The 20,327-nt window shown below is 65.0% G+C and carries 18 protein-coding genes; 6 read left to right on the plus strand and 12 right to left on the minus strand.

Features of this window, described 5'->3' with window-relative positions:
* A partial coding sequence (locus IC66_RS0104900; protein ID WP_157158017.1) for an MFS transporter occupies window positions 1–584 on the plus strand: 584 nt, incomplete at its 5' end.
* A 212-nt stretch (window positions 585–796) separates the two neighbouring features.
* Window positions 797–2,032 carry an MFS transporter gene (locus IC66_RS0104905; RefSeq protein ID WP_038946855.1) on the plus strand — a complete coding sequence of 412 codons (1,236 nt, stop codon included), beginning with the start codon at window positions 797–799 and terminating at the stop codon, window positions 2,030–2,032.
* Between the two features lie 79 nt (window positions 2,033–2,111).
* Here IC66_RS0104905 and IC66_RS0104910 read toward each other — a convergent pair whose 3' ends face one another.
* Window positions 2,112–2,606: a VOC family protein gene (locus tag IC66_RS0104910; protein ID WP_038946856.1), complete on the minus strand. Its 495-nt coding sequence runs from the start codon at window positions 2,604–2,606 to the stop codon at window positions 2,112–2,114.
* Between the two features lie 89 nt (window positions 2,607–2,695).
* Entirely contained in the window at window positions 2,696–3,241 is a 546-nt protein-coding gene (locus IC66_RS0104915) for a carboxymuconolactone decarboxylase family protein (protein WP_028139715.1), read from the minus strand.
* Between the two features lie 138 nt (window positions 3,242–3,379).
* Between IC66_RS0104915 and IC66_RS0104920 the strand changes: the two genes are divergently transcribed.
* Both IC66_RS0104920 and IC66_RS0104925 read left to right on the plus strand, forming a co-directional pair.
* Complete coding sequence (locus IC66_RS0104920; protein WP_028139716.1) at window positions 3,380–4,594, plus strand: acyl-CoA dehydrogenase family protein; 1,215 nt, start codon at window positions 3,380–3,382, stop codon at window positions 4,592–4,594.
* Between the two features lie 169 nt (window positions 4,595–4,763).
* On the plus strand, window positions 4,764–5,903 hold the full coding sequence (locus IC66_RS0104925) for an acyl-CoA dehydrogenase family protein (protein WP_028139717.1): 1,140 nt from the start codon (window positions 4,764–4,766) through the stop codon (window positions 5,901–5,903).
* Window positions 5,904–6,098: 195 nt separating this feature from the next.
* Here IC66_RS0104925 and IC66_RS0104930 read toward each other — a convergent pair whose 3' ends face one another.
* The 10 genes from IC66_RS0104930 to IC66_RS0104975 all read right to left on the minus strand — a co-directional run bounded on the left by IC66_RS0104930 (window position 6,099) and on the right by IC66_RS0104975 (window position 17,553).
* Window positions 6,099–7,136 (minus strand): amino acid ABC transporter substrate-binding protein, encoded by a 1,038-nt coding sequence (locus IC66_RS0104930; RefSeq protein WP_028139718.1) that lies wholly within the window; start codon window positions 7,134–7,136, stop codon window positions 6,099–6,101.
* An 87-nt stretch (window positions 7,137–7,223) separates the two neighbouring features.
* Complete coding sequence (locus IC66_RS0104935) at window positions 7,224–7,817, minus strand: L,D-transpeptidase (RefSeq protein WP_028139719.1); 594 nt, start codon at window positions 7,815–7,817, stop codon at window positions 7,224–7,226.
* Window positions 7,818–8,180: 363 nt separating this feature from the next.
* Window positions 8,181–9,155, minus strand: coding sequence for a hypothetical protein (locus IC66_RS0104940; protein ID WP_038946857.1), 975 nt, complete (start codon window positions 9,153–9,155; stop codon window positions 8,181–8,183).
* Window positions 9,156–9,237: 82 nt separating this feature from the next.
* On the minus strand, window positions 9,238–9,801 hold the full coding sequence (locus IC66_RS0104945; protein WP_038946858.1) for a thioredoxin family protein: 564 nt from the start codon (window positions 9,799–9,801) through the stop codon (window positions 9,238–9,240).
* A 31-nt stretch (window positions 9,802–9,832) separates the two neighbouring features.
* Window positions 9,833–10,531 (minus strand): cytochrome c biogenesis CcdA family protein, encoded by a 699-nt coding sequence (locus IC66_RS0104950; RefSeq protein WP_038946859.1) that lies wholly within the window; start codon window positions 10,529–10,531, stop codon window positions 9,833–9,835.
* Window positions 10,532–10,965: 434 nt separating this feature from the next.
* Window positions 10,966–11,577, minus strand: a complete 612-nt coding sequence (locus IC66_RS0104955) for a sigma-70 family RNA polymerase sigma factor (protein ID WP_018316842.1) — start codon at window positions 11,575–11,577, stop codon at window positions 10,966–10,968.
* A gap of 432 nt (window positions 11,578–12,009) precedes the next feature.
* Entirely contained in the window at window positions 12,010–12,747 is a 738-nt protein-coding gene (locus IC66_RS0104960; protein WP_038946862.1) for a response regulator, read from the minus strand.
* 10 nt (window positions 12,748–12,757) lie between these two features.
* Window positions 12,758–14,503 carry an ATP-binding response regulator gene (locus IC66_RS0104965; protein ID WP_028139724.1) on the minus strand — a complete coding sequence of 582 codons (1,746 nt, stop codon included), beginning with the start codon at window positions 14,501–14,503 and terminating at the stop codon, window positions 12,758–12,760.
* Window positions 14,473–16,551: a sensor histidine kinase gene (locus IC66_RS0104970; protein ID WP_244429081.1), complete on the minus strand. Its 2,079-nt coding sequence runs from the start codon at window positions 16,549–16,551 to the stop codon at window positions 14,473–14,475. Before IC66_RS0104970 ends, IC66_RS0104965 begins: the two co-directional genes overlap by 31 nt.
* A gap of 6 nt (window positions 16,552–16,557) precedes the next feature.
* On the minus strand, window positions 16,558–17,553 hold the full coding sequence (locus IC66_RS0104975; RefSeq protein WP_049806461.1) for a TRAP transporter substrate-binding protein: 996 nt from the start codon (window positions 17,551–17,553) through the stop codon (window positions 16,558–16,560).
* 184 nt (window positions 17,554–17,737) lie between these two features.
* On the opposite strand from IC66_RS0104975, the gene ugpB reads away from it, so the two are divergent.
* Both ugpB and IC66_RS0104985 read left to right on the plus strand, forming a co-directional pair.
* Window positions 17,738–19,078, plus strand: a complete 1,341-nt coding sequence (ugpB, locus tag IC66_RS0104980; RefSeq protein WP_038946864.1) for a sn-glycerol-3-phosphate ABC transporter substrate-binding protein UgpB — start codon at window positions 17,738–17,740, stop codon at window positions 19,076–19,078.
* Window positions 19,079–19,311: 233 nt separating this feature from the next.
* Window positions 19,312–20,271 (plus strand): aminoglycoside phosphotransferase family protein, encoded by a 960-nt coding sequence (locus IC66_RS0104985; RefSeq protein WP_038946865.1) that lies wholly within the window; start codon window positions 19,312–19,314, stop codon window positions 20,269–20,271.
* Window positions 20,272–20,327 lie beyond the last annotated feature (56 nt).

The raw sequence follows: 20,327 nt of genomic DNA on the forward strand, positions 1-20,327 counted from the left end.
TCGTCGCGGCGGCGCTGTGCGGCATCATCTCCTATCCCATGATGAATCTGGTGATGACCTCGGCGCCGCTCGCCATGAAGATGTGCGGCCTGTCCGTGTCCGATTCCAATTTCGGCATTCAATGGCACATCGTCGCGATGTACGGGCCGAGCTTCTTCACGGGCGCGCTGATCGCCCGTTTTGGTGCGCCGAAGATCGTGGCAGCCGGCCTGCTGCTGGAGGCTGGCGCTGCCGGCATCGGCCTCTCCGGGCTCACCGCGATGCATTTCTGGGCCACGCTGATCGTGCTCGGCGTCGGCTGGAATTTCTCCTTCATCGGCGCCTCCGCGCTGGTGCTGGAGACGCACCGGCCGCAGGAGCGCAACAAGGTGCAGGCCTTCAACGATTTCCTGGTGTTCGGCATGATGGCGATCGGCTCGTTCTCCTCCGGGCAATTGCTCGCCAATTACGGCTGGTCGGCGGTGAACCTGGTGGTGTTTCCGCCGGTCGTTCTCGGTCTTGCCGTGCTCTCGCTGGTTTCCTGGGCCCGCCGTCGCAAGGCGCGGCTGGAGGCGGCGATGGGCGAGTTCCCGGACGCGATTTGACTGGCAGGAGATTGTCAGCAATGTTGATACTTCGATCCAGGTCGAAGTGATTTTTTGGCGAGGGCTATTTAGATGTTCGTCATGGCCGGGCTTGTCCCGGCCATCCACGTCTTAGGGACGCGGATCGAAGAACGTGTATGCCCGGGCATAGGCGAGCGGAAGCGACGCCGTCCTTCAGACGGCTATGCCCGGGCATGACGGGAGTAGGCGGCATGCTCGACAATCCTCAACAGCCAGCGATCGACGAATCCTCCCTGCGTTACGAAGGCTGGCGCATCGTTGCGGTCTGCTTCCTGCTTGCGACCTTCGGCTGGGGGCTCGGCTTCTACGGCCAGAGCGTCTATGTCGCCGAGCTGCAGCGCGCGCGGGGCTGGCCGACCACGCTGATCTCATCGGGCACCACGTTCTTCTATCTGTTCGGGGCGCTGCTCGTCGTGTTCGTCGGCGAAGCCGTGAGGAGATACGGCCCGCGCCTCTGCCTGATCGCCGGCACGCTGGCGATGGCGGCAGCTAGCGTTGCGATCGGCGCCGTGCGCGAGCCCTGGCAGCTTTATCTCGCCGATGCCGTGCTCGCCTTCGGCTGGGCCGGCACCAGCCTCGCCATGATCACCAACACGATCAGCCTGTGGTTCGACCACAAGCGCGGCATGGCGATCAGCCTTGCGCTGAACGGCGCCAGCTTCGGCGGCATCGTCGGCGTGCCGCTGCTGGTGACCCTGATCGGCCATGTCGGCTTTGCCAGTGCGATGTACGCCGCCGCCGGCGCCATGCTGGTGCTGCTGCTGCCAGTGATCCTTGTTCTCGTCGGCCGCCCGCCCGATCACCACGGCTGGCACGCGGCGGCCAAGGCGAACCCGCAATCATCGACGCAGATCCGCGCATGGGCGCTGCGCGACGTCGGCTTCCTCACGGTGACGATTGCGTTTGCGCTGGTGCTGTTCGCGCAGGTCGGCTTCATCGTGCATCTGATCTCGTTTCTCGATCCCGTGATCGGCCGCGAGCGCGCTGCTGTCGCCGTCGCGGTGCTGACTGCGATGGCGGTGGTCGGCCGCGTGCTGTTCTCGCTGGTGATCGATCGTCTCAACCAGCGGCTGGCCTCCGCGCTGTCGTTCCTCAGCCAGGCCGCGGCGCTTCTGGTCGTCATCAACCTCCACAACGACTACGTGCTGATCGCGGCCTGCGCGGTGTTCGGCTTCTCCGTCGGCAACCTCATCACGCTGCCGTCGCTGATCGTGCAGCAGGAGTTCGATTCGTCGTCGTTCGGCGTGCTGATCAGCCTCAACACCGCGATCAACCAGGTGACCTACGCGTTCGGTCCGGGAATCGTCGGGGCCTTGCGCGATTGGTCCGGCGGTTATTCGCTGCCGTTCTATCTCTGCATCGCGCTGGAAGTGGCGGCCGCAGCGTTGATCATGGTGCGGGGAAACAGGTTTCGTAGGGCGGATTAGCGAAGCGTAATCCGCCAACTTCGCCCCGCATTCGCTGAGACATGGTGGGTTACGGCTTCGCCTAACCCACCATACGGCATCACGTTTCCCGATCCCTCAGCAACCCCTCCACATCCAGCCGCTTCGTCACCATCGCGAGCTTGCCATCCGGCCCGAACGGCCATTGCTCCCTCGGCTTGTCCCAATACAGCTCGACGCCATTTTCATCCGGATCGCGCAGATACAGCGCCTCGCTGACGCCGTGATCGCTGGCGCCATCCAGCGCAATGCCGGCCGAGCGCACGCGGTGCAGCGCATCGGCGAGCGCGGCGCGCGTCGGATAGAGGATGGCGGTGTGATAGAGGCCGGTCGTGCCGGGCGGCGGCGGCGAGCCGCCCTTGCTTTCCCAGGTGTTGAGCCCGATGTGGTGATGATAGCCGCCGGCCGAGATGAAGGCCGCGCCCGAACCCATGCGCTGCATCAGCTCGAAGCCGAGCACGCCGCAATAGAAGCCGAGCGCGCGATCGAGATCGGCGACCTTGAGGTGAACGTGGCCGATCCTGGTGCCGGCGGCGACGGCTGGGCTTTGCGACATGGGAATGCTCCGTTGAAGGCATGCACATAAGGCGGGCTTCGGGGCTCTGCTACGGCCGATCCCGAAACCCAGCGTTTCCGGAACAGAAATTAAGCCAGTTCCGCCACCTCGCCCTCCGGCAGGCCGAACTCGAACGTGTTCAGCGTCATCGACACCATCGTGTAGTAACCGCACAGGCCGATCACCTCGACCACGCCGCGCTCGCCGAGCAGCTTCACGGCCTCGTCGTAGAGCCCCTTCTCGACGCCGTGGCCCTCGTGCAGCGATTTCGCCACGTCGTAGATCATCCTGCCCCTGGGATCGTCGAACTCGGGCGTGCGGCGGTCGCGGATGGCGTCGATGATTTTGGGATCCATGCCGCCCGCCAGTGCGAGACGCTTATGCGCGTACCATTCGTAGTGCGCGGTCCAGTGCCGCGCCGTCACCAGGATCGCAATCTCCGAAAGCTTTGCGGGAAATATCGTGTCGAAGCGCAGCACCTCGCCGAGCCGCGTGGCGTGGCGCGCCATCTCCGGGCTGCTCAGCCAGGCCATCATCGGCGCCGGCGGCTTGCCGCGCTTGCCGGCAATCGACTCGTCGTAGGTCTGCCGCTGGCTCTCGTTCATTTCGCCAGGCGAAAGAAGTTTCAGGCGCATCGTCGTTTCCTCTTTGTTTTCAAGCACCGTCTTGGTCGCGACTATAGCGGAATGCGGCTCGCGGAAGTGGTTGAATTCCGCGGGAGCTTGGCCCAGAGTCGCGCCCAACAAGTCGATTTTGATTGATGGAAACGACCAATGTCTGAATCCAAAACCAGCGATTCTGAGACCGCCGATCTCGAAACATTCCGCGCTGAGACGCGCGCCTGGCTGGAAGCCAATTGCCCGCCGGAAATGCGCAAGCCCGCGACGTCGGATGCCGACGTGTTCTGGGGCGGACGCAACGCAAAGTTCTCGTCCGAGCCGCAGCGCATCTGGTTCGAGCGCATGCGCGACAAGGGCTGGACCGTGCCTGACTGGCCCAGGGAATATGGCGGCGGCGGTTTGAGCGCCGCCGAGCACAAGGTGCTGCGCGCGGAGATGGGAAGAATCGGCGCGCGTCCGCCGCTGTCGAGCTTCGGCATCTGGATGCTCGGGCCGGCGCTGCTGAAATACGGCAACGACGCCCAGAAGCAGGAGCACCTGCCCAAGATTGCCGCGGGCGAGATCCGCTGGTGCCAGGGCTATTCCGAGCCGAACGCCGGCTCCGACCTTGCTTCGCTGCAGACCCGCGCCGAGAGCGACGGCGACGATTTCGTCATCACGGGTTCGAAGATCTGGACCTCCTACGCCAACTACGCCGACTGGATCTTCTGCCTGGTGCGTACCGATCCCGCTGCGAAGAAGCATGACGGCATCAGCTTCATCCTGTTCGACATGACCTCGAAGGGCGTCTCGACCAAGCCGATCCTGTTGATCTCCGGCTACTCGCCGTTCTGCGAGACCTTCTTCGACGGCGTCCGCGTGCCGAAATCGCATGTGGTCGGCACCGTCAACCGCGGCTGGGACGTTGCGAAATACCTGCTGCAGCATGAGCGCGCGATGATCTCGGGCATGGGCGAGCGCGGCGTCGGCCGTCCGCTCGGTCAGATCGCGGCCGATTCCGTCGGCACCGATGCGCAGGGGCGGCTCGATGATTCCATGCTCCGCGGCAAGATCGCCAGCTTCGACGTCGATGAAGCCGCGCTTGCGGCGTGCGCCGAGCGCGCCGTCGATCTCGCCAAGGCGGGACAGGCGCATCCGGCGTTCTCCTCCGCGATGAAATATTACGGCACCGAGCTCAACAAGCGCCGCTACGAGATCCTGATGTCGGCCGGCGGCGCCGATGCGCTGGAATGGGAGAGCGAGCGCTCCAAGCAGGGCGCCCGCCCGCGCGCCTGGCTGCGCACCAAGGCCAACTCGATCGAAGGCGGCACGAGCGAGGTGATGCTCGGCATCGTCGCCAAGCGCATCCTGGATTTGCCGGGGGCGTGAGGCGCACTCTCACCACCCGTCATTCCGGGGCGCGCGAAGCGCGAGCTAAGATGCGCAATTGCGCATCTGAGAATCCATACTCCCGATCGTGGTTATGGATTCCGGGCCTGGCCCTTCGGGCCATCCCGGAATGACGACGACAAATAGATTTCTCATCGGAAACACGCACATGGCCCTCGTCCTCACCGAAGAACAATCGATGCTCCGCGATAGCGCACGCGGGCTGATCAGCGACAAGGCGCCGGTGTCGCATCTGCGCCATTTGCGCGACAGCAAAGACCCCACCGGCTTCTCCAAGGAGTTTTGGCATTCCTTCGCCGAGATGGGCTTCGCCGGCCTCCTGGTGCCGGAAGAATTCGGCGGCAGCGGGCTCGGCTATGTCGAGGCCGGTGTCGTGATGGAGGAGATCGGCCGCACCTTGATGCCGTCGCCCTTCCTCGCCACCAGCGTGATTGCGGCCTCGGCGCTGAACCGCGGCGGCAATGCCGCGCAGAAGTCGGAATATCTGCCGAGGATCGCGAGCGGTTCGCTGCTCGCGACGCTCGCGATCGACGAAGGCGCAAAGCATCGTCCGCTCCAGACCAACCTGCAGGCCGTACGCGCCGGCAACGGGTTCAAGCTCTCCGGCGCCAAGGCGCTGGTCGTCGATGGCCACGTTGCCGATTTGCTCATCCTCGCCGCGCGCACGGGCGGCACCGCCGGCGAGCGCGAAGGCTTGACGCTGTTCCTGGTGAACCCTGCGGCCAAGGGCGTCGCGATCGAGCGCACCATCATGGTCGACGCGCACAATGCGGCGCGGATCGAGCTCGCCAATGTGGAGGTCAATGCCGACAGCGTGCTCGGCGAGGTCGATCAGGGCGCCGCGCTGCTCGACGGCGTGCTCGACATCGGCCGTGGCGCGGTCGCAGCTGAAATGGTCGGCCTCAGCGAAGAAGTTTTCAACCGTACCGTCGAGTACCTCAAAAATAGAAAGCAGTTCGGCAAGCTGATCGGCGAATTCCAGGCGCTGCAGCATCGCGCCGCCGAGCTCTATGTCGACATCGAGATCACCCGCGCCGCCACCATGAAGGCGCTTCAGGCGCTGGATACCGATGTTGCCAAGGCAACGTCAGCCGTCGCGGTGGCAAAAGCCCGCGCCGGCACCACCGCCACCCGCGCGGTCCAGGAAGGCGTACAGATGCATGGCGGCATGGGCATGACCGACCAGTTCGACATCGGCTTCTTCATGAAGCGCGCCCGGGTGTGCGAGGAATTGTTCGGCGACGCCAATTACCACACCGAGCAGCTGGCGCGGGCGCGGGGGTATTGAGCTGAGGCGCGAAGGGCGGCACGGTGGTATCGCACCCTAGGTGTCGTCCCGGCGAACGCCGGGACCCATAACCCCAGGGAGGGGTTTGACGAAGGCTCGCAGTCTAAAGAGACTCTCCGCGGTACGGTCACCTGCGTTTATCGATAAATCACGCGGTATGGGTCCCGGCGTTCGCCGGGACGACACGCGTGAGGCCTACCGCATCGGCGGCGCGTACTGCACGCCACCCGCGTTCCACAGCTGGTTCATGCCGCGCGGGATCTTCAGCTTCGACTTCTCGCCGATGTTGCGCTCGTACATCTCGCCGTAATTGCCGACGTGGCGGATGATGCGGACGGCCCAGTCCTTGGTGAGGCCGAGCTGCTCGCCGTAATTGCCTTCGGTGCCGACGAGGCGCATCACTTCCGGCTTCTTCGACTTCAGGGCCTCGTCGATGTTCTCCGAGGTGACGCCCAGCTCTTCGGCGTTGATCATCGCATAGAGCGTCCACTTCACGATCATCATCCAGTCGTCGTCGCGCTGGCGCACCACGGGGGCGAGCGGCTCCTTGGAGATCATGTCCGGCAGGATCATGTGATCGGCCGGCTTCGCCAGGTTCAGCCTGAGCGCGTAGAGCTGGGAGACGTCGGCGGAGAACGTGTCGCACTTGCCGGTGTCGTAGGCCTTCACGACCTCGTCGAGCTTGTCGAACTTCACCTCGTCATACTTCATGTTGTTGGCACGGAAGTAATCGGCGACGTTGAGCGCCGTCGTGGTGCCGGCCTGGACACAGACCTTGCTGCCGGTCAGGTCCAGCGAGGTCTCCTTGTTGCGCGAACGCGGCAGCATGAAGCCGGCGCCATCGTAATAGGCGACCGCGGGGAAATAGAGGTCGTAGTCGAGCTCGCGCGCCATGCTCCAGGTCGAGTTGCGCGAGAGGATGTCCACCTTGCGGCTCTGCAATTCCTTGAAGCGCTCGCTGGCATCGAGCGGGATGAACTTCGCCTTGCCCGGGTCGTTGAAGATCGCCGCGGCCACCGCGCGGCAGAAATCGACGTCGAAGCCGGCCCAGTTCTTGTTGTCTTCCGAGTACGAGAAGCCCGGCAGCCCCTTGTTGACGCCGCACAGCACCTCGCCGCGGCGCACGGTGCGCTTCAGCGTGCGGGTGTCGTAGAATTCATAGATGATGGCCAGAACGGCGACCAGCACGGCGACCGCGAGCCCGATCAGCAGGCCGCCACGAAAAGTGCGCATCATGTTGCTCTCTCGAAAAATCGGGAAAAGGAATTGGGAGGAGGGCGCGGAGCATGATCCCCTGGGGATCATGCTCCGACGATAGCCTTACAGTTCGGGCTTCTGCCGGATCACCACCTTGGTGCCGACAGGAACGCGGTCGTAGAGATCGGCGACGTCGTTGTTGACGAGGCGGAAGCAGCCCGAGGACACCTTGGTGCCGATCGTGTCAGGACGGTTGGTGCCGTGGATGCGGTAGACGGTGGTGCCGAGATACATGGCGCGTGCCCCGAGCGGATTGCCGGGGCCGCCTGCCATGAAGCGCGGCAGATAGGGCTGGCGCTGGATCATCTCCGGCGGCGGCGTCCAGTCCGGCCACTCCTTCTTGTTGGTGATGTTCACCAGCCCCTGCCACTGGAAACCGTCGCGGCCGACACCGATGCCGTAGCGGATCGCGCGCCCGCCCGGCTGCACTAGGTAAAGGTGGCGCTCGGCCGTGGAGATGATGATGGTGCCCGGCGTCTCGGTGGTGCGGAAATAGACCACCTGCTTCTGCCATTCCGGCTCGAGCTGGTAGCCGTCGTCGGCGACCAGACCCGGCTCGTCGCCGCGATCAGGCTGCTGCGCGATGGCATGTGGTGCGGACAGGATCAGGCCGATCGCGGCCACGAACGTCCCGGTCAGGCGACGAAAATCCGTCATTTCAAGCTCTCCCCACTGCCACGGCGCAAATCATTCGGAACCATCAAACCTGAGGGGCATGTTCATGGCAAGTTGATGGCGCGCCACCCTGATATGTCACGAGAATGCTTTGGTTTTTTGACGGGGTCCTCGCAATGCCACAAACAGGGGATGGCGCGAAAAGCATAGTCTGACACCGCTCGGGAGGTGAGCTCCCTCTCCCGCGTGCGGGAGAGGGCTGGGGAGAGGGTTTCGCCTCCAGGGAGACTCCCTCAGAGGAGAGAGCCCTCACCCGCGCCTTCGGCGCGACCTCTCCCGCAAGCGGGAGAGGCGCAGACCGAGTTCGCGGTGAGATCAAATTCGACAACTGGCGCTAGACGCCGGCTAGATCTTATTGCTCTCCGCAGCGATCCCCAGCCGCCGCACGATCTCCGTCCCCACCGCGCGCGCCTCCACCCGCGAGCCGATCCGCGGGCTGCGAAACCTTCGCCCCGAGTGCAACCGGATCGTGACGATGCAGTGCTCGTCCTCGGACCGGCCGCGGCGCTCGACGGTGATCGTCTTCACGTCGTGCCCTTCGATCTGGTCCGCGCGCGGCGTGCCGTCGCCCCACAGGCGTTCGATGCGGATATCGTGCTCGCGAATGATCCAGAACGCGCCGGTGACGAGGTTCGCATAGCGATGCACGGCGAACGCCGCGAGCGCGCCGAGCGGCAGCGGCAGGATATCGACATGGCTGGGCGGCCATCCGCGCCAGAGCTTGTAGGCGTAGGGCACAGCGGACAACGCGACGGCGATCAACGCGACGATGCGGATGTCCCGTGCGGGAAACGCCTCGAGAGGCTCGCCAAGATGCATCTCGGGATTGCTGGCATCGAGCGGATTGACGGGTTCCTCGACATTGGGAACGTCGAATTGCGTGGCGATCCGGGCCACGGTGTCATGAACATGCGTGACGTCGGAGATCGGCGGCGACGTCAGCCGTTCCCCCGAGGTCAGCGTGAAAACGAGTTGAAAGCGGGCCTTCACCCGCTTGTTGCCGGGAACTTGCAATGCCGTGATGTCGTCCTTCGCGACGATGCGTGTGCGCAGCTTCCCAAACGGGCTTTGCCGCCCGATCAGGATCTCGTTCGCCGTGATGATCCACACCACCGCCGGCGCCATCATGATGCCGACGACGAACCCCGCGCCCACCAGCAGCGCGACCACCGATATGACGATTTCCAGAGTGTCGTGCGTGAACAGGCCCGGCGTGAAGCACAGCGCGACGGCGGCCGCAAAAGCGGACATCACCAGCCGCTGTGCGATCGAGGCGCCTTCACGAAGGCGGATGTCGTTGTTGAGGGGCGTGTCGTCCATTGCGGGCGGCTGATTGCGTTGTCGCGAAACTCCACGGACGGGTCCGTGGAGTCAAGCAACAAGGGAGCCGCGCGTGCCGCACTCAGCCATTGACGTTCAGCAGCTTGGCCACGGTGCGGTCGATCTCGTCGTAGCGGCCTTCGCCGGCGTGCTGGAACACGATCTTGCCGGTCTGGTCGATGATGTATTGCGCCGGCCAATACTGGTTGCGGTAGGCGTTCCAGGTCTTCGAATCGTTATCCTGCGCCACCGGATAGGTGATGCCGTGGCGCTTCAGCGCGGCCTGCACGTTGGCGGCCGAGCGCTCGAACGGGAATTCCGGCGTGTGGACGCCGACCACGATCAACCCTTTGTCCTTGTACTTAGCATAGAGGTCGGTCACGTGCGGCAGCGTGTTGACGCAGTTGACGCAGCCATAGGTCCAGAAATCGACCAGCACGACCTTGCCGCGGAGATCGGCCATGCTCAGTGGTTTCGAGTTGAACCAGGTGGTGACGCCGGCGAAGTCCGGCGCGGTCTGCTGGCTTGCGGCGGCGCTGAGGACAGGCGTGGCGCGCGCGGCCTCCTCGCAGATGCCGGGAATGACGGCGCCGGTGACGGTGAAGCCGATCAGGGCGGCGGAGACGGCGAGCAGTCTGAAAGTCATGGAAGCGTCCTCCGGTGACGATGAGGGATGATCACAGGCCGATCTGGCCGGTGGGATAGAAGCCGGTGAGCCACGCCACGATCAGCGTGTCGTATTGGAAATAGGCGGCGACCGAGAAGGCGATCACGACGATGCCAAAGCCCTGCTGCAGCCGCGGCGAGATCCGCGAAAGGCTGCGCACCCGTGTGGTCGCGGCCTGCCCGCCATAGGCGATTCCCAGCATCGGGATCGCGGCGCCGATGGCGTAGGCGATCAGCAGCGTGCCGGCCCAGCTGAGATTCTTCGAGGTCGCGACCAGCGTCAGGATCGAGCCGAGCACCGGGCCGGCGCAGGGCGTCCAGACCAGGCCGAGCGTGGTGCCGAGGATGAGCCCGCCGAGCGCGCCCTCGCGCTGGGTAGCGCCGGAATTGCCGAGATCGAGCCAGCCATTGAGCCGGCTCGACAGCCATTCGAACGGCGCCGGCCACAGCATCAAGAGGCCGAAGCCCAGCAGCAGGATCGCGGCGGCTTCGCGCAGCACGTTCGGATCGAAATCGAACAGCCGTGTCAGCGCACCGAGCAGCAGCGCGACCGCGGAGAAGGAAACGACGAAGCCGAGCGCGATCATCGCCGGGCGCAGATGTCCCGCGCGCCCGATCGAGGCGCCGAGCAGGATCGGCAGCATCGGCAGCGTGCAGGGCGCGGCGATGGTGAGGATGCCGGCAAGGACGGCGAAGATCAGGTCGAGCATGGGGCACTCGTGAAGGAGGTCACGAGGGCAGTTCGGGCGGGATGCGTGGATCGTTACAGAGCGTCACGGCTTCGTGACGGGGGGCAATTTTCACCTCAGGTCGTCATGCCCGGGTTTGTCCCGGGCATCCACGTTCTTGGTGCCGCGCCGAAGGCGTGGATGGCCGGGTCAAGCCCGGCCATGACGATGGAGGACCCAGCGGGGGTCGCAATGCCCACGTCACGGCTCGCCAAACACAAAACGACCCGGAGGGGGGCATCCCGTCCGGGTCGTGGAGTCCTTGGGAGGTTTAACGAAACCGTATGTGAGCTTTATAGGGGGGAAGTTTTTCCGCCTGATGTTGTGCTTTGTTTCAATTGTTTCGTCGGCGGTAACACTTCCGTGTCCCGGGAGAGGGCCAGATCGGCGGCCCTATCCCTTTGAAATCCTTGGCCTCAGGCAGCGAAGCGCTCGACGCCGCAGCCCTTAAGCAATTCGGCCAGCTGCTTGCGGGCGTAGAACATCCGCGTCTTCACCGTGCTCTGGGGGATGCCGATGATCTGACCGACCTCCTCCACCGACTTCTCGTGGTAGTAGACGAGGGTGATGATCTCGCGATGCGCGGGCGACAGCTTCTGCACGCAGGCGCGCAGGATGGCGCTGGTGTCGCTGCGGTCGAGCGAGGTCTCCGGCGTATCGGAATCGTCGGGGATCTGCCGCACATCCTCCTGGTCGATGTCCTCGAAGCGGCGCTGGCGCATCGCAGTCAGCGCCTTGAAGCGGGCGATCGAGAGCAGCCAGGTCGAAACCTGGGATCGGCCCTGGAATTGGCCGGCGGTCCGCCACACGTCCAGGAACACCTGGCTGACGAGGTCTTCCGCCGCGGTGGCGTCACGCACGATGCGCAGGATGAAGCGGTACACCCGCACGCTGTGCCGACAATAAAGGATATGCATCGACGTCCGGTTGCCGTCGGCAATGCTCTCGAGAAGCATGTCGTCCGAAGTCGCCTGAGCGGCGATGATGCTCTGGCTGGCCTGGGCGTTGATGGCGATGACGTTCCGCATTGACTTGGCTCCCCGTAGCGCCGCAACCGAGCGGCGTTTCCTTGGACCAAAGTGTTAATGAGCCAACGTTTCGGGACGTCTGCACGAAAAGGGGAAAATGGTTTCGTGCGCCGCCAAATTGTTTCGTCGGAGGGATGGCGACGAAACATTCGGGACGAAAAAGTGTGGAATTTCAATGTACGGAAAATACGGGGATAGGGGTGTTGAGGCGGACGGGGGCGCCACGGAACGAATCTTGGTGACTTGCGTTCGGTCGCGCCAGACTGTCGTCCCGGGGCGCGAAGCGAACCCGGGACCCATACCCAAAGGGAGGAGTGGTTCCGGGGACTCGGAGTGGGCGCTTTCACGCCAAACCACGGCCTGGGGTTATGGGTCCCGGATCTGCGCGCGCCCAAGGGCGCGCTTGTCCGGGACGACGGCGGAGTGTGAGACTTACGCCTTATCGCCCGCCGGCGAGAACAGATAGCCGCCGCCGCGGATGGTGCGGATCACGGCGGGCTTGGCCGGATCGGGCTCGATCTTGCGGCGGATGCGCATGATGCGCAGGTCGACGGCGCGGTCGAAGGCTTCGGCGTCGCGCGCGTTAGCCAATTCCAGCAAGCGCTCGCGCGACAGCACGCGCTTCGGATTGGCCGCGAACACCTTCAACAGCCCGAACTCGGAGGCGGTCAGCGGATGCTCGTTGCCCTCGTCGTCGCGCAGGGCCTGGGCTTCGAGATCGAGCCACTTTGTCCCGAACCGTACCAATTGCTCCTTGTCGGATTTCGCCGCCGCCGCATCAGGCGCTGCGGCCTTGGCCGGCACGCTCCGCCGCAGCACCGAGCGGATGCGCGCCATCAGCTCGCGCAGCTCGCAGGGCTTGGCCACGTAATCGTCGGCGCCGAGCTCGAGGCCCACCACGCGGTCGATCGGGCTCGCGGTTGCCGTCAGCATGATGACGGGCACGTTGATGCGGCTCTTGAGGTCGCGGATGATCGAGAGGCCGTCTTCCTCGGGCATGTTGAGATCGAGCACGACGAGATCGGGCATGCTGCCCTGGATCGCGGCGCGCAAGGACTTGCCGCCGTCGCACAGCGTCACGGTGAAGCCGTGCATCTTGAGATAATCGCCGACCATCTCCCGGGCCGGGGCTTCATCGTCGACGATCATGATGTGCTGGCTTTGGGTCATGGTCTCTACGTCACGGCATTTCGGTCGCGGGAAGGGTGATGGTGAAGGTCGAGCCCTTGCCGGGCCCTTCGCTGTCGGCGGTCACCTCGCCGCCATGCATGTCGACGATACGCTTGACGATGGAGAGCCCAAGTCCCGTCGAGCTCTCGCCGGCGGTCGGTTTGGCCGACAGCCGCTGGAACCGGCCGAACAGGCGGCCGAGATCTTCCGGCGACAGGCCGGCGCCCTCGTCGCTGACGCGGACGACGGTGTCGCCGCCCTCGTGGCTGACGACCACGTCGATCTTGCCGCCGATCGGTGAGTATTTGATGGCGTTGCTGATGAGATTATCGATCGCCTCGCGGATGCGGTCGGTGTCGCACATGGTGACGATGTTGGCCGGCGCGGCGACGCTGATCGCCTGCTGCTTGTTGACGGCGAGCGGCTGGTTGGCCTCGGCGACCTCCTTGACCAGGGCGGCGACGTCGACCGGCTCGCGGCGGATGGTGATGTCGAAGGCATCGGCCATCGCGTCCGAGATCAGATGGTCGACCATCGTGGTCAGGCGCTTGGTGGCGTCGCGGATGTGGTCGACCTGGGCGACCACGCCGTTTTCCGAGGCGCCGGTCGAGATCAGCTCCTTCAGCATCTCGGTGCGGCCGAGGATGACGCCGAGCGGGTTCTTCAGATCGTGCGCGACCGTGCCCAAAATCTCGTTCTTGAAGCCGTTGGCGCGCTGCAGCCGCAGCCATTGCGCGGAGAGGCGGCGGTTGGCCTGCATCAGCGCGCGGGTGCGCTGGGCGACGCGGTCCTCCAGCTGGGTATTGGCGGCTTGAAGCTGCTGATAGAGGATGACGTTGTCGAAGGCGATCGAGAGCCTTGAGGAGAAAATCTCGACCAGCGAGCGGTCGGTCTCGGACAATTCGCGCTCGGCCTGCAGCAGCACTACCACCTCGCGGCCGGACCCGGTGCGCAAATAGATCACGCTGCGGTGGTCGGCGAATTCGTTCTTGCGGCGCTGAAACGCGGCCTCCACCATCTCGCGCAGTTCGGGGTCGAGCGCCTTCGACGTCGTGGTGCCGATGAAGCGGCTGTAGCAGCCGCTGCCGGCGAGGACCGAGAGTTCGGGGTCGATGCCGCCATTGTCGCGCAAGACCAGTATACCGGCGCAATCGACGTTGAGCAGCGAGGCCAGCTGGGTCAGCACGCCCTCGGCGAGCCGCTGCATCGACTTGAAGTCGTACAGCGTCGAGGCCGCGTCGATGATGATCTCGAGCCCACGCCTTGTCTGCACCATGCGCTCGAGCTGCTGATAGGAGCGCAGCGCCGCGGTCAGCGAGGTGAACAGCTTGTCGGCGGTGAGCTCGGTCTTGGCCTTGTAGTCGTTGATGTCGTACTGCACGATCACGCGCCGCTCGGGCGCCTGGCCGGGCTGTCCCGTGCGCAGGATGATGCGCACCGTCTCGTTCCGGATCTCGTTGCGGATGAACTCGACCAGCTCGAGGCCGGCGACGTCGGTCTCCATGATGACGTCGAGCAGCACGGCGGCGATGTCGCTGTGCTCGGCCATCAGCTTGCGGCCTTCCGCCGCGGAATAGGCCGACAGGATCTCCAGGCTCTGGCCGTTGAGGCTGTAGTCGGACAACGCAAAGCGGGTGCCGTCATGCACGGCCGGATCATCGTCGATGACGGCGATCTTCCATTTCCGGGCGTTGGCATCCTCCGACGCGGTACCGGTATCGTCGATCAGGTGGAGGACATCGTCCTGTTCGGCCATTGAGAAGTCCCGTCACTTTCTGTGCTTTGCGCGCCGCCCTTGGCGACCCGGGGCATGATAATGCGAAAAGTGGTGCCTTGTCCCAGCTTGGATTCCAGCATCATGCGCCCGCCGAGCTGCTGGGTGACGAGGTTATAGACGATATGAAGCCCGAGTCCCGTGCCGCCTTCATTGCGCCGGGTGGTAAAGAAAGGGTCAAAGGCCTGGCGCTGCACGTCGGAGGTCATGCCGGCCCCGTCGTCGGTGAAGATGAGCTCGACGTCGTCGGCCCCGCGCGGCCGCGCCGAGATGATGATCGTGCCGGCGCGCCCGTCGGCGAAGGCGTGGTTGGCGGCGTTGAGGAAGAGGTTGGTCAGGATCTGGCCATAGGAGCCGGGATAGCCGTCGAGCAGCAGCCCCTCGGGCACGTCGACCTGGAGCGTGATCGGCGAGCGCTTCAGCACCGGGCGCAGGCTGGCGATGATCTGGTCGGTGGCCTCGCTGAGCGAGAATTGCCGCCGCTCGGCATGGGAGCGGTCGACCGCGACCTGCTTGAACGACTGGATCAGCTCGCCGGCGCGCTGCAGATTGGCGACCAGCTGCTGCGAGGCGTCGCGTGAGGACTGCACGAATTCCTCCAGCTGCGAGCGACGCAGGCCCCCATCGCCCTTGAGCTGGGCCTCGAAGATCTCGCTGCGCCGGGCAAAACTCGAAGCCACCGTCAGACTGATGCCGATCGGATTGTTGACCTCGTGCGCGACGCCGGCGACGAGACCGCCGAGCGCTGCCAGCCGTTCGGCATCGATCAAATTCTGCTGTGCGGTATTGAGCTCGAGCAGCGCGCTCTCGGCCTTCTCCTTGGACGCGCGCAACTCGTCCTCGGTCTGCCGCTTCGCGATCGCGTTCTCGCGGAACACCTCCACCGCGCGCGCCATGGCGCCGACCTCGTCGCGGGCCTTGGTGCCCTGCACCTCGCGGTCGAGATCGCCGAGCGTGATCGCGCGCATCGCCGCCATGATCTGCTGCAGCGGCAGCCGGATCGACAGCGCGATCATCACGCCGGCGGTGAGGATGATGCCGAGGAAGATCACCGCAATGGAAAGGACACGGCGGGAAATATCCGCCAGCGTGCGGTCGAAGGTCTCCTGCGCCTTCTGCTCGCGCTTGCGCATCTTGGTGGAGAGGTCGTCGATGGCGCCGATCGCCTCGGCCTGGCTGGCGTCGATGGTGTTGCGGAGCAGCTCGGTGCGGCTGGCAAGCTGCTCGGAGAGCTTTGCAAAGCCCTCACGCAGTGCGGCGGTGCGGGCCCCGAGCCGCCGCAAGGCCATCTTCTGCAGGTCGTTGTCGGCGAGATCGATCATCACGGGGATGGTCTTCTCGATCGTCTCGGTGTTGCGGCGCGCGTCGTCGGCCGCGCCCGATGACAGCGACAGATAGTAGGAATTGGCCGCCACCAGCATCGCGGTGAAGGCCTCGCGGGATTTGCCGAGCGATGGCCAGATCAGGGCGTCGCGATGGCCGGTGGCGCCTTCGATGATGGAATAGAGGCCGGCCATGTCCCTGGCCGGGCCCTGCACCTGGTCCTCATAGGTCTTGGCAATGGTGGCCTGCACGCTGCGCAGCTCGCCGAAGCCGTTGAGGAAGCGGTCGGTGGTGCGCTCCAGCTCCTCGACCGAGCCCGACAGCATCGGGTCCTTGGCGGCGCGGTTGGTCAGCGTGCCCAGTACCGCCTCGCGCAGCAGCAGGATCTCGGCGAACAGGTCGGGGCTCGGCTGGTTGATGTAGCGGTGGATCAGATTGTGCAGGCGCCCGGTCTCGCTTTCGAGCAGCGCCAGGATGCGGTCGGATTCGCGCACCTGGCGCACGTCGTCCCAGGCCGAGCCCAGCACCTGCGCGCCGTTCCAGATCATCCCCACCAGCACCACCACCACGGCGGAGTTCAGCGCGGCGATCGACAGGATGCGCCAGCGGATCGGCACCGCCCGAAGCACGCCGACCAGCCGTGCGCGCAGCCGTCCGATCGGGCCGGACGGCCGGTCTGGGTGCTCGGTATGTCCAAGTGCAGCCAACGCGGCTCACTCCACCTTGCGAATGCGTTCGATCAGCGCGGCCGCGGCGGGATCGCGCCCGGCCTTGGCGTAGATCGGGGCCATCGCGTCCTCGAACGGCTTGCGGTCGATCTCCCTGATGATGGTGACGCCGGCTTCCTGCGCCTTGCGCTGCGACTGCTCCTCGAGGTCGCGCCATTTCTCGCGCATGAACCGGCTGGAGCGCTGCGCGGCCTCCCGGAAGATCTTCTGGTCGTCCGGCGACAGGCTCTGCCAGGCCTTCAGCGAGATCACCAGCACTTCGGGGCTCATCGTGTGCTCGGTGAGCGTATAATGCCCGGCGTGCGTGTAATGATCCGTCGTCACGAAAGATGGCCAGTTGTTCTCGGCGCCGTCGATCAGATGGTTGGCGAGCCCGGTGAGCACCTGCCCATAGGGCATCTCGACCGGCTCGGCGCCGAGCGAGCGGATCATCTGGCTCATCAACTCCGACTGCTGCACCCGGATCCGCAATCCCTTGAGATCCGCGATGGTCTTCACCGGGCGGGCGCCGTTGTAGATCGACCGCGCCCCGGAATCGTAGAAGGCGAGCCCGACGAAGCCATAGGGCTCGAAGCTGTTCACGATCTCGCTGCCAATCGGCCCGTCCAGCACCTTCTGCATGTGCTCGATGGACCGGAACAGGAACGGCATGGCGAGCACGTTCATCGCCGGCACGAAGTTGCCGATCAGCGCCACGTTGGTCCGGTTGAGGTCGATCGCGCCGGCCCGGGTCTGCTCGATGGTCTCCTTTTCCTCGCCGAGCTGGCGGGAGTGGAACACCTTGATCTCGTGGCGGCCGCCGCTGCGCTCGGCGATCAGCGCGCCCATGTAGCGCAGCGCCTGGACGGTCGGGTAATCCTCGGTCTGGGTATCGGCGGAGCGAAATTCGCGTGCAACGGCGCCCGTCGCACAGACGGCAAGCAGAAGCGCGACGACGATCACTCCGGTCCGCGAGAGTTCGGCACGGCTCAACACTGGCACACTCAACCCCTCAGTGGTGGAGTCTATGGCGGGAGCAAAAGGTTCAATGCAATCTAGCAGATGGTCGGGGGAAGGCCATCCCGCCCGGCGCGGCCGTGTAATTGTGCGGCGCGGCCGGCGTTCATTCCCGGTTGAAACCGCAAATGCCGCGCCTTAAGCAGGGCAGCCGCCTTTGTCGTGCGGCATGGGAAGCGCCATCGTGACTTCAGCATTGCGCCTTTTGCAGCTCGTCGCCGCCCTGGCGGCTCTCTCATTGGCCGCGCCCGTGCGCGCCGCCACCGACATCGCGTGGTGGCACGCCATGTCCGGCGAGCTTGGGCGGCAATTGGAAAAGCTCGCCTCGGACTTCAACGCCTCGCAGTCCGATTACCGCATCGTGCCCGCTTACAAGGGCAACTACACCGAGACGGTGACCGCCGCGATCTTCGCCTTCCGCTCGCGCAGCCAGCCCGCCATCGTCCAGGTCAACGAGGTCGCCACCGCCACCATGACCGCGGCCAGGGGCGCGATCTATCCGGTGTTCAGCCTGATGCGGGACATGCACGAGCCGTTCTCGCTGACCGATTACCTGCCCGCGGTCTCCGGCTATTACACCGACGCGGCCGGCAATCTGTTGTCGTTCCCGTTCAACTCCTCGACGCCGATCCTCTACTACAACAAAACTATGTTCCGCGACGCCGGCCTCGATCCGGACGCGCCGCCGAAGACCTGGCCGGAATTGGGCGCGGCCGCAAAGCGCCTGCGCGACCGCGGTGCGGCGTGCGGCTTCACCACGTCCTGGCCGTCCTGGATCCATGTCGAGAATTTCTCCGCTTTCCATAATTTGCCGCTGGCGACGCGCGGCAACGGCTTTGCCGGGCTCGACGCCGAGCTGACCATCAACAATCCGGTCGTGGTGATGCACATCGCCCAGCTCGCCGAATGGCAAAAGACAAAACTGTTCGACTATGGCGGCCGCGGCCAAGCGGCCGAGCCGCGCTTTCAGAAGGGCGAATGCGGCATCTTCATCGGCTCCTCGGCGACGCGCGCCGACATCAGAGCGAATTCGAAATTCGAGATCGGCTACGGCATGATGCCGTATTGGCCCGACGTGAAGGGCGCGCCGCAGAACTCGATCATCGGTGGCGCCACGCTGTGGGTGCTGCGCGACCGGCCGCGCGAGGAATACAAGGGCGTGGCGCGGTTCTTCGCCTATCTGTCGCAGCCCGGCGTGCAGGCCGCCTGGCATCAGAACACCGGCTATCTGCCGATCACCCGGGCCGCGTCCGAGCTGACGCGCGCGCAGGGCTTTTACGAGCGCAATCCGGGCTCGGCGATCTCGTTCGAGGAAATCACGCTCAATCCGCCGACGGAGAACTCGAAGGGCATCCGGCTCGGCTCCTTCGTCCTGATCCGCGGCGCGATCGAAGACGAGCTGGAGCAGGCCTTTTCCGGCCACAAGAGCGCGCAAGCCGCGCTGGATTCCGCCGTCGAGCGCGGCAACAAGCTGCTTCGCCAGTTCGAGCGGGCAAGTCCGGAGCGGTAATGCATGTTGCGATTGGACACCGCTGCGACCTCGAGTGAGGTGCGCCCCCTCTCCCGCTTGCGGGGGAGGGTTGGGGTGGGGTGTCTCCACAACGGGATAATCCCCTAGAGGAAAGAGCCCCCACCCGGCGCGGGACGATGCTTCGCATCGCCCGGAACGCGCCGACCTCCCCCGCAAGCGGGAGAGGTGCACCGTCTTCTTGGCTCGCACTGAAACAACAAAAAAACACCTGAATGACGATCGCTCCATCGCAAACACTGCCGGCCTTCACCGACGCGGAAAGCTTTCGCGCCTTTCGCTCCGCGTCCTCGCAATGGCTGCCGATCGCACTCGACATCGCGCGCAGCCACGATCTCGACATCAGCGCGCCGCATGTGTTTGCGACCGGCACCAACCTCGTGGTTGGTCTCGGCGAGACGCTGATCCTGAAAATCTTCCCGCCGATGCTGCACGCACAATTCGTCTCCGAGCGCGGCTCGCTGATGCAGCTCAAAGGCCATCTCGATCTGCCGATCCCCGAGATCGTCGCCGAAGGAACGCGAGACGGTTGGCCCTATCTCGTCATCACCCGTCTTGCCGGCAAGCTCGGCTCGGAGGTCTGGCCGCATCTGCCCGAAGCGCAGAAGGAACGCCTGCTGCGCCAGATCGGCGAGACCATCGCGAGCGTCCAGCGCGTCCCGCTCGGACCGCTGGCGAACATCGAGCCGCGCTGGGACGACTTCATGCGTGCGCAGATGCTAGGCTGCCGTGCCCGGCACACGCGCCTCGGCCTCGCGCCGAAATTCCTCAAAGGCCTCGATGATCTCCTGCGCGATGCGGAAAAGCTCATTCCGATGGATGCGCCGCCGGTCTTTCTGGTCGGCGAGTACATTCCGGAGAACTTCCTGCTCGCCTGCGATGACGGTCAGTGGTCGCTCAAAGGCCTGTTCGACTTCGGCGACGTGCTGGCGGGATGGCGCGATTACGACCTGCTCGGCCCCGGCGCGTTCATGGCGGCGGGCCGGCCGGGGAGGGTGAAGAGCCTGCTCGAAGGCTTTGGCTATGCGAAGCTCGACTATACGCTGAAGCGCCGGCTGATGGCCCTGATGCTGCTGCACCGCGCCAGCGACCTCAACAGCCACATCTGCATCGAGGGCTGGCAGGAGCAGGCGGATGATCTGCTGGAATTGCAGGAGTTGATCTGGACGGGGTGAGCGCACTACCTCGATCCGTCATTCCGGGGCGCAGCGCAGCGGCGAGCCCGGAATCC

The organism is Bradyrhizobium genomosp. III (assembly GCF_000261705.1).
GTDB classification, from domain to species: domain Bacteria; phylum Pseudomonadota; class Alphaproteobacteria; order Rhizobiales; family Xanthobacteraceae; genus Bradyrhizobium; species Bradyrhizobium ottawaense.

Coding starts and splice junctions, on each gene's coding strand:
- IC66_RS0104905 (WP_038946855.1), top strand. CDS start 797: ATGCTCGACAATCCTCAACAGCCAGCGATCGACGAATCCTCCCTGCGT.
- IC66_RS0104910 (WP_038946856.1), bottom strand. CDS start 2,606: ATGTCGCAAAGCCCAGCCGTCGCCGCCGGCACCAGGATCGGCCACGTT.
- IC66_RS0104915 (WP_028139715.1), bottom strand. CDS start 3,241: ATGCGCCTGAAACTTCTTTCGCCTGGCGAAATGAACGAGAGCCAGCGG.
- IC66_RS0104920 (WP_028139716.1), top strand. CDS start 3,380: ATGTCTGAATCCAAAACCAGCGATTCTGAGACCGCCGATCTCGAAACA.
- IC66_RS0104925 (WP_028139717.1), top strand. CDS start 4,764: ATGGCCCTCGTCCTCACCGAAGAACAATCGATGCTCCGCGATAGCGCA.
- IC66_RS0104930 (WP_028139718.1), bottom strand. CDS start 7,136: ATGCGCACTTTTCGTGGCGGCCTGCTGATCGGGCTCGCGGTCGCCGTG.
- IC66_RS0104935 (WP_028139719.1), bottom strand. CDS start 7,817: ATGACGGATTTTCGTCGCCTGACCGGGACGTTCGTGGCCGCGATCGGC.
- IC66_RS0104940 (WP_038946857.1), bottom strand. CDS start 9,155: ATGGACGACACGCCCCTCAACAACGACATCCGCCTTCGTGAAGGCGCC.
- IC66_RS0104945 (WP_038946858.1), bottom strand. CDS start 9,801: ATGACTTTCAGACTGCTCGCCGTCTCCGCCGCCCTGATCGGCTTCACC.
- IC66_RS0104950 (WP_038946859.1), bottom strand. CDS start 10,531: ATGCTCGACCTGATCTTCGCCGTCCTTGCCGGCATCCTCACCATCGCC.
- IC66_RS0104955 (WP_018316842.1), bottom strand. CDS start 11,577: ATGCGGAACGTCATCGCCATCAACGCCCAGGCCAGCCAGAGCATCATC.
- IC66_RS0104960 (WP_038946862.1), bottom strand. CDS start 12,747: ATGACCCAAAGCCAGCACATCATGATCGTCGACGATGAAGCCCCGGCC.
- IC66_RS0104965 (WP_028139724.1), bottom strand. CDS start 14,503: ATGGCCGAACAGGACGATGTCCTCCACCTGATCGACGATACCGGTACC.
- ugpB (WP_038946864.1), top strand. CDS start 17,738: ATGGGAAGCGCCATCGTGACTTCAGCATTGCGCCTTTTGCAGCTCGTC.
- IC66_RS0104985 (WP_038946865.1), top strand. CDS start 19,312: ATGACGATCGCTCCATCGCAAACACTGCCGGCCTTCACCGACGCGGAA.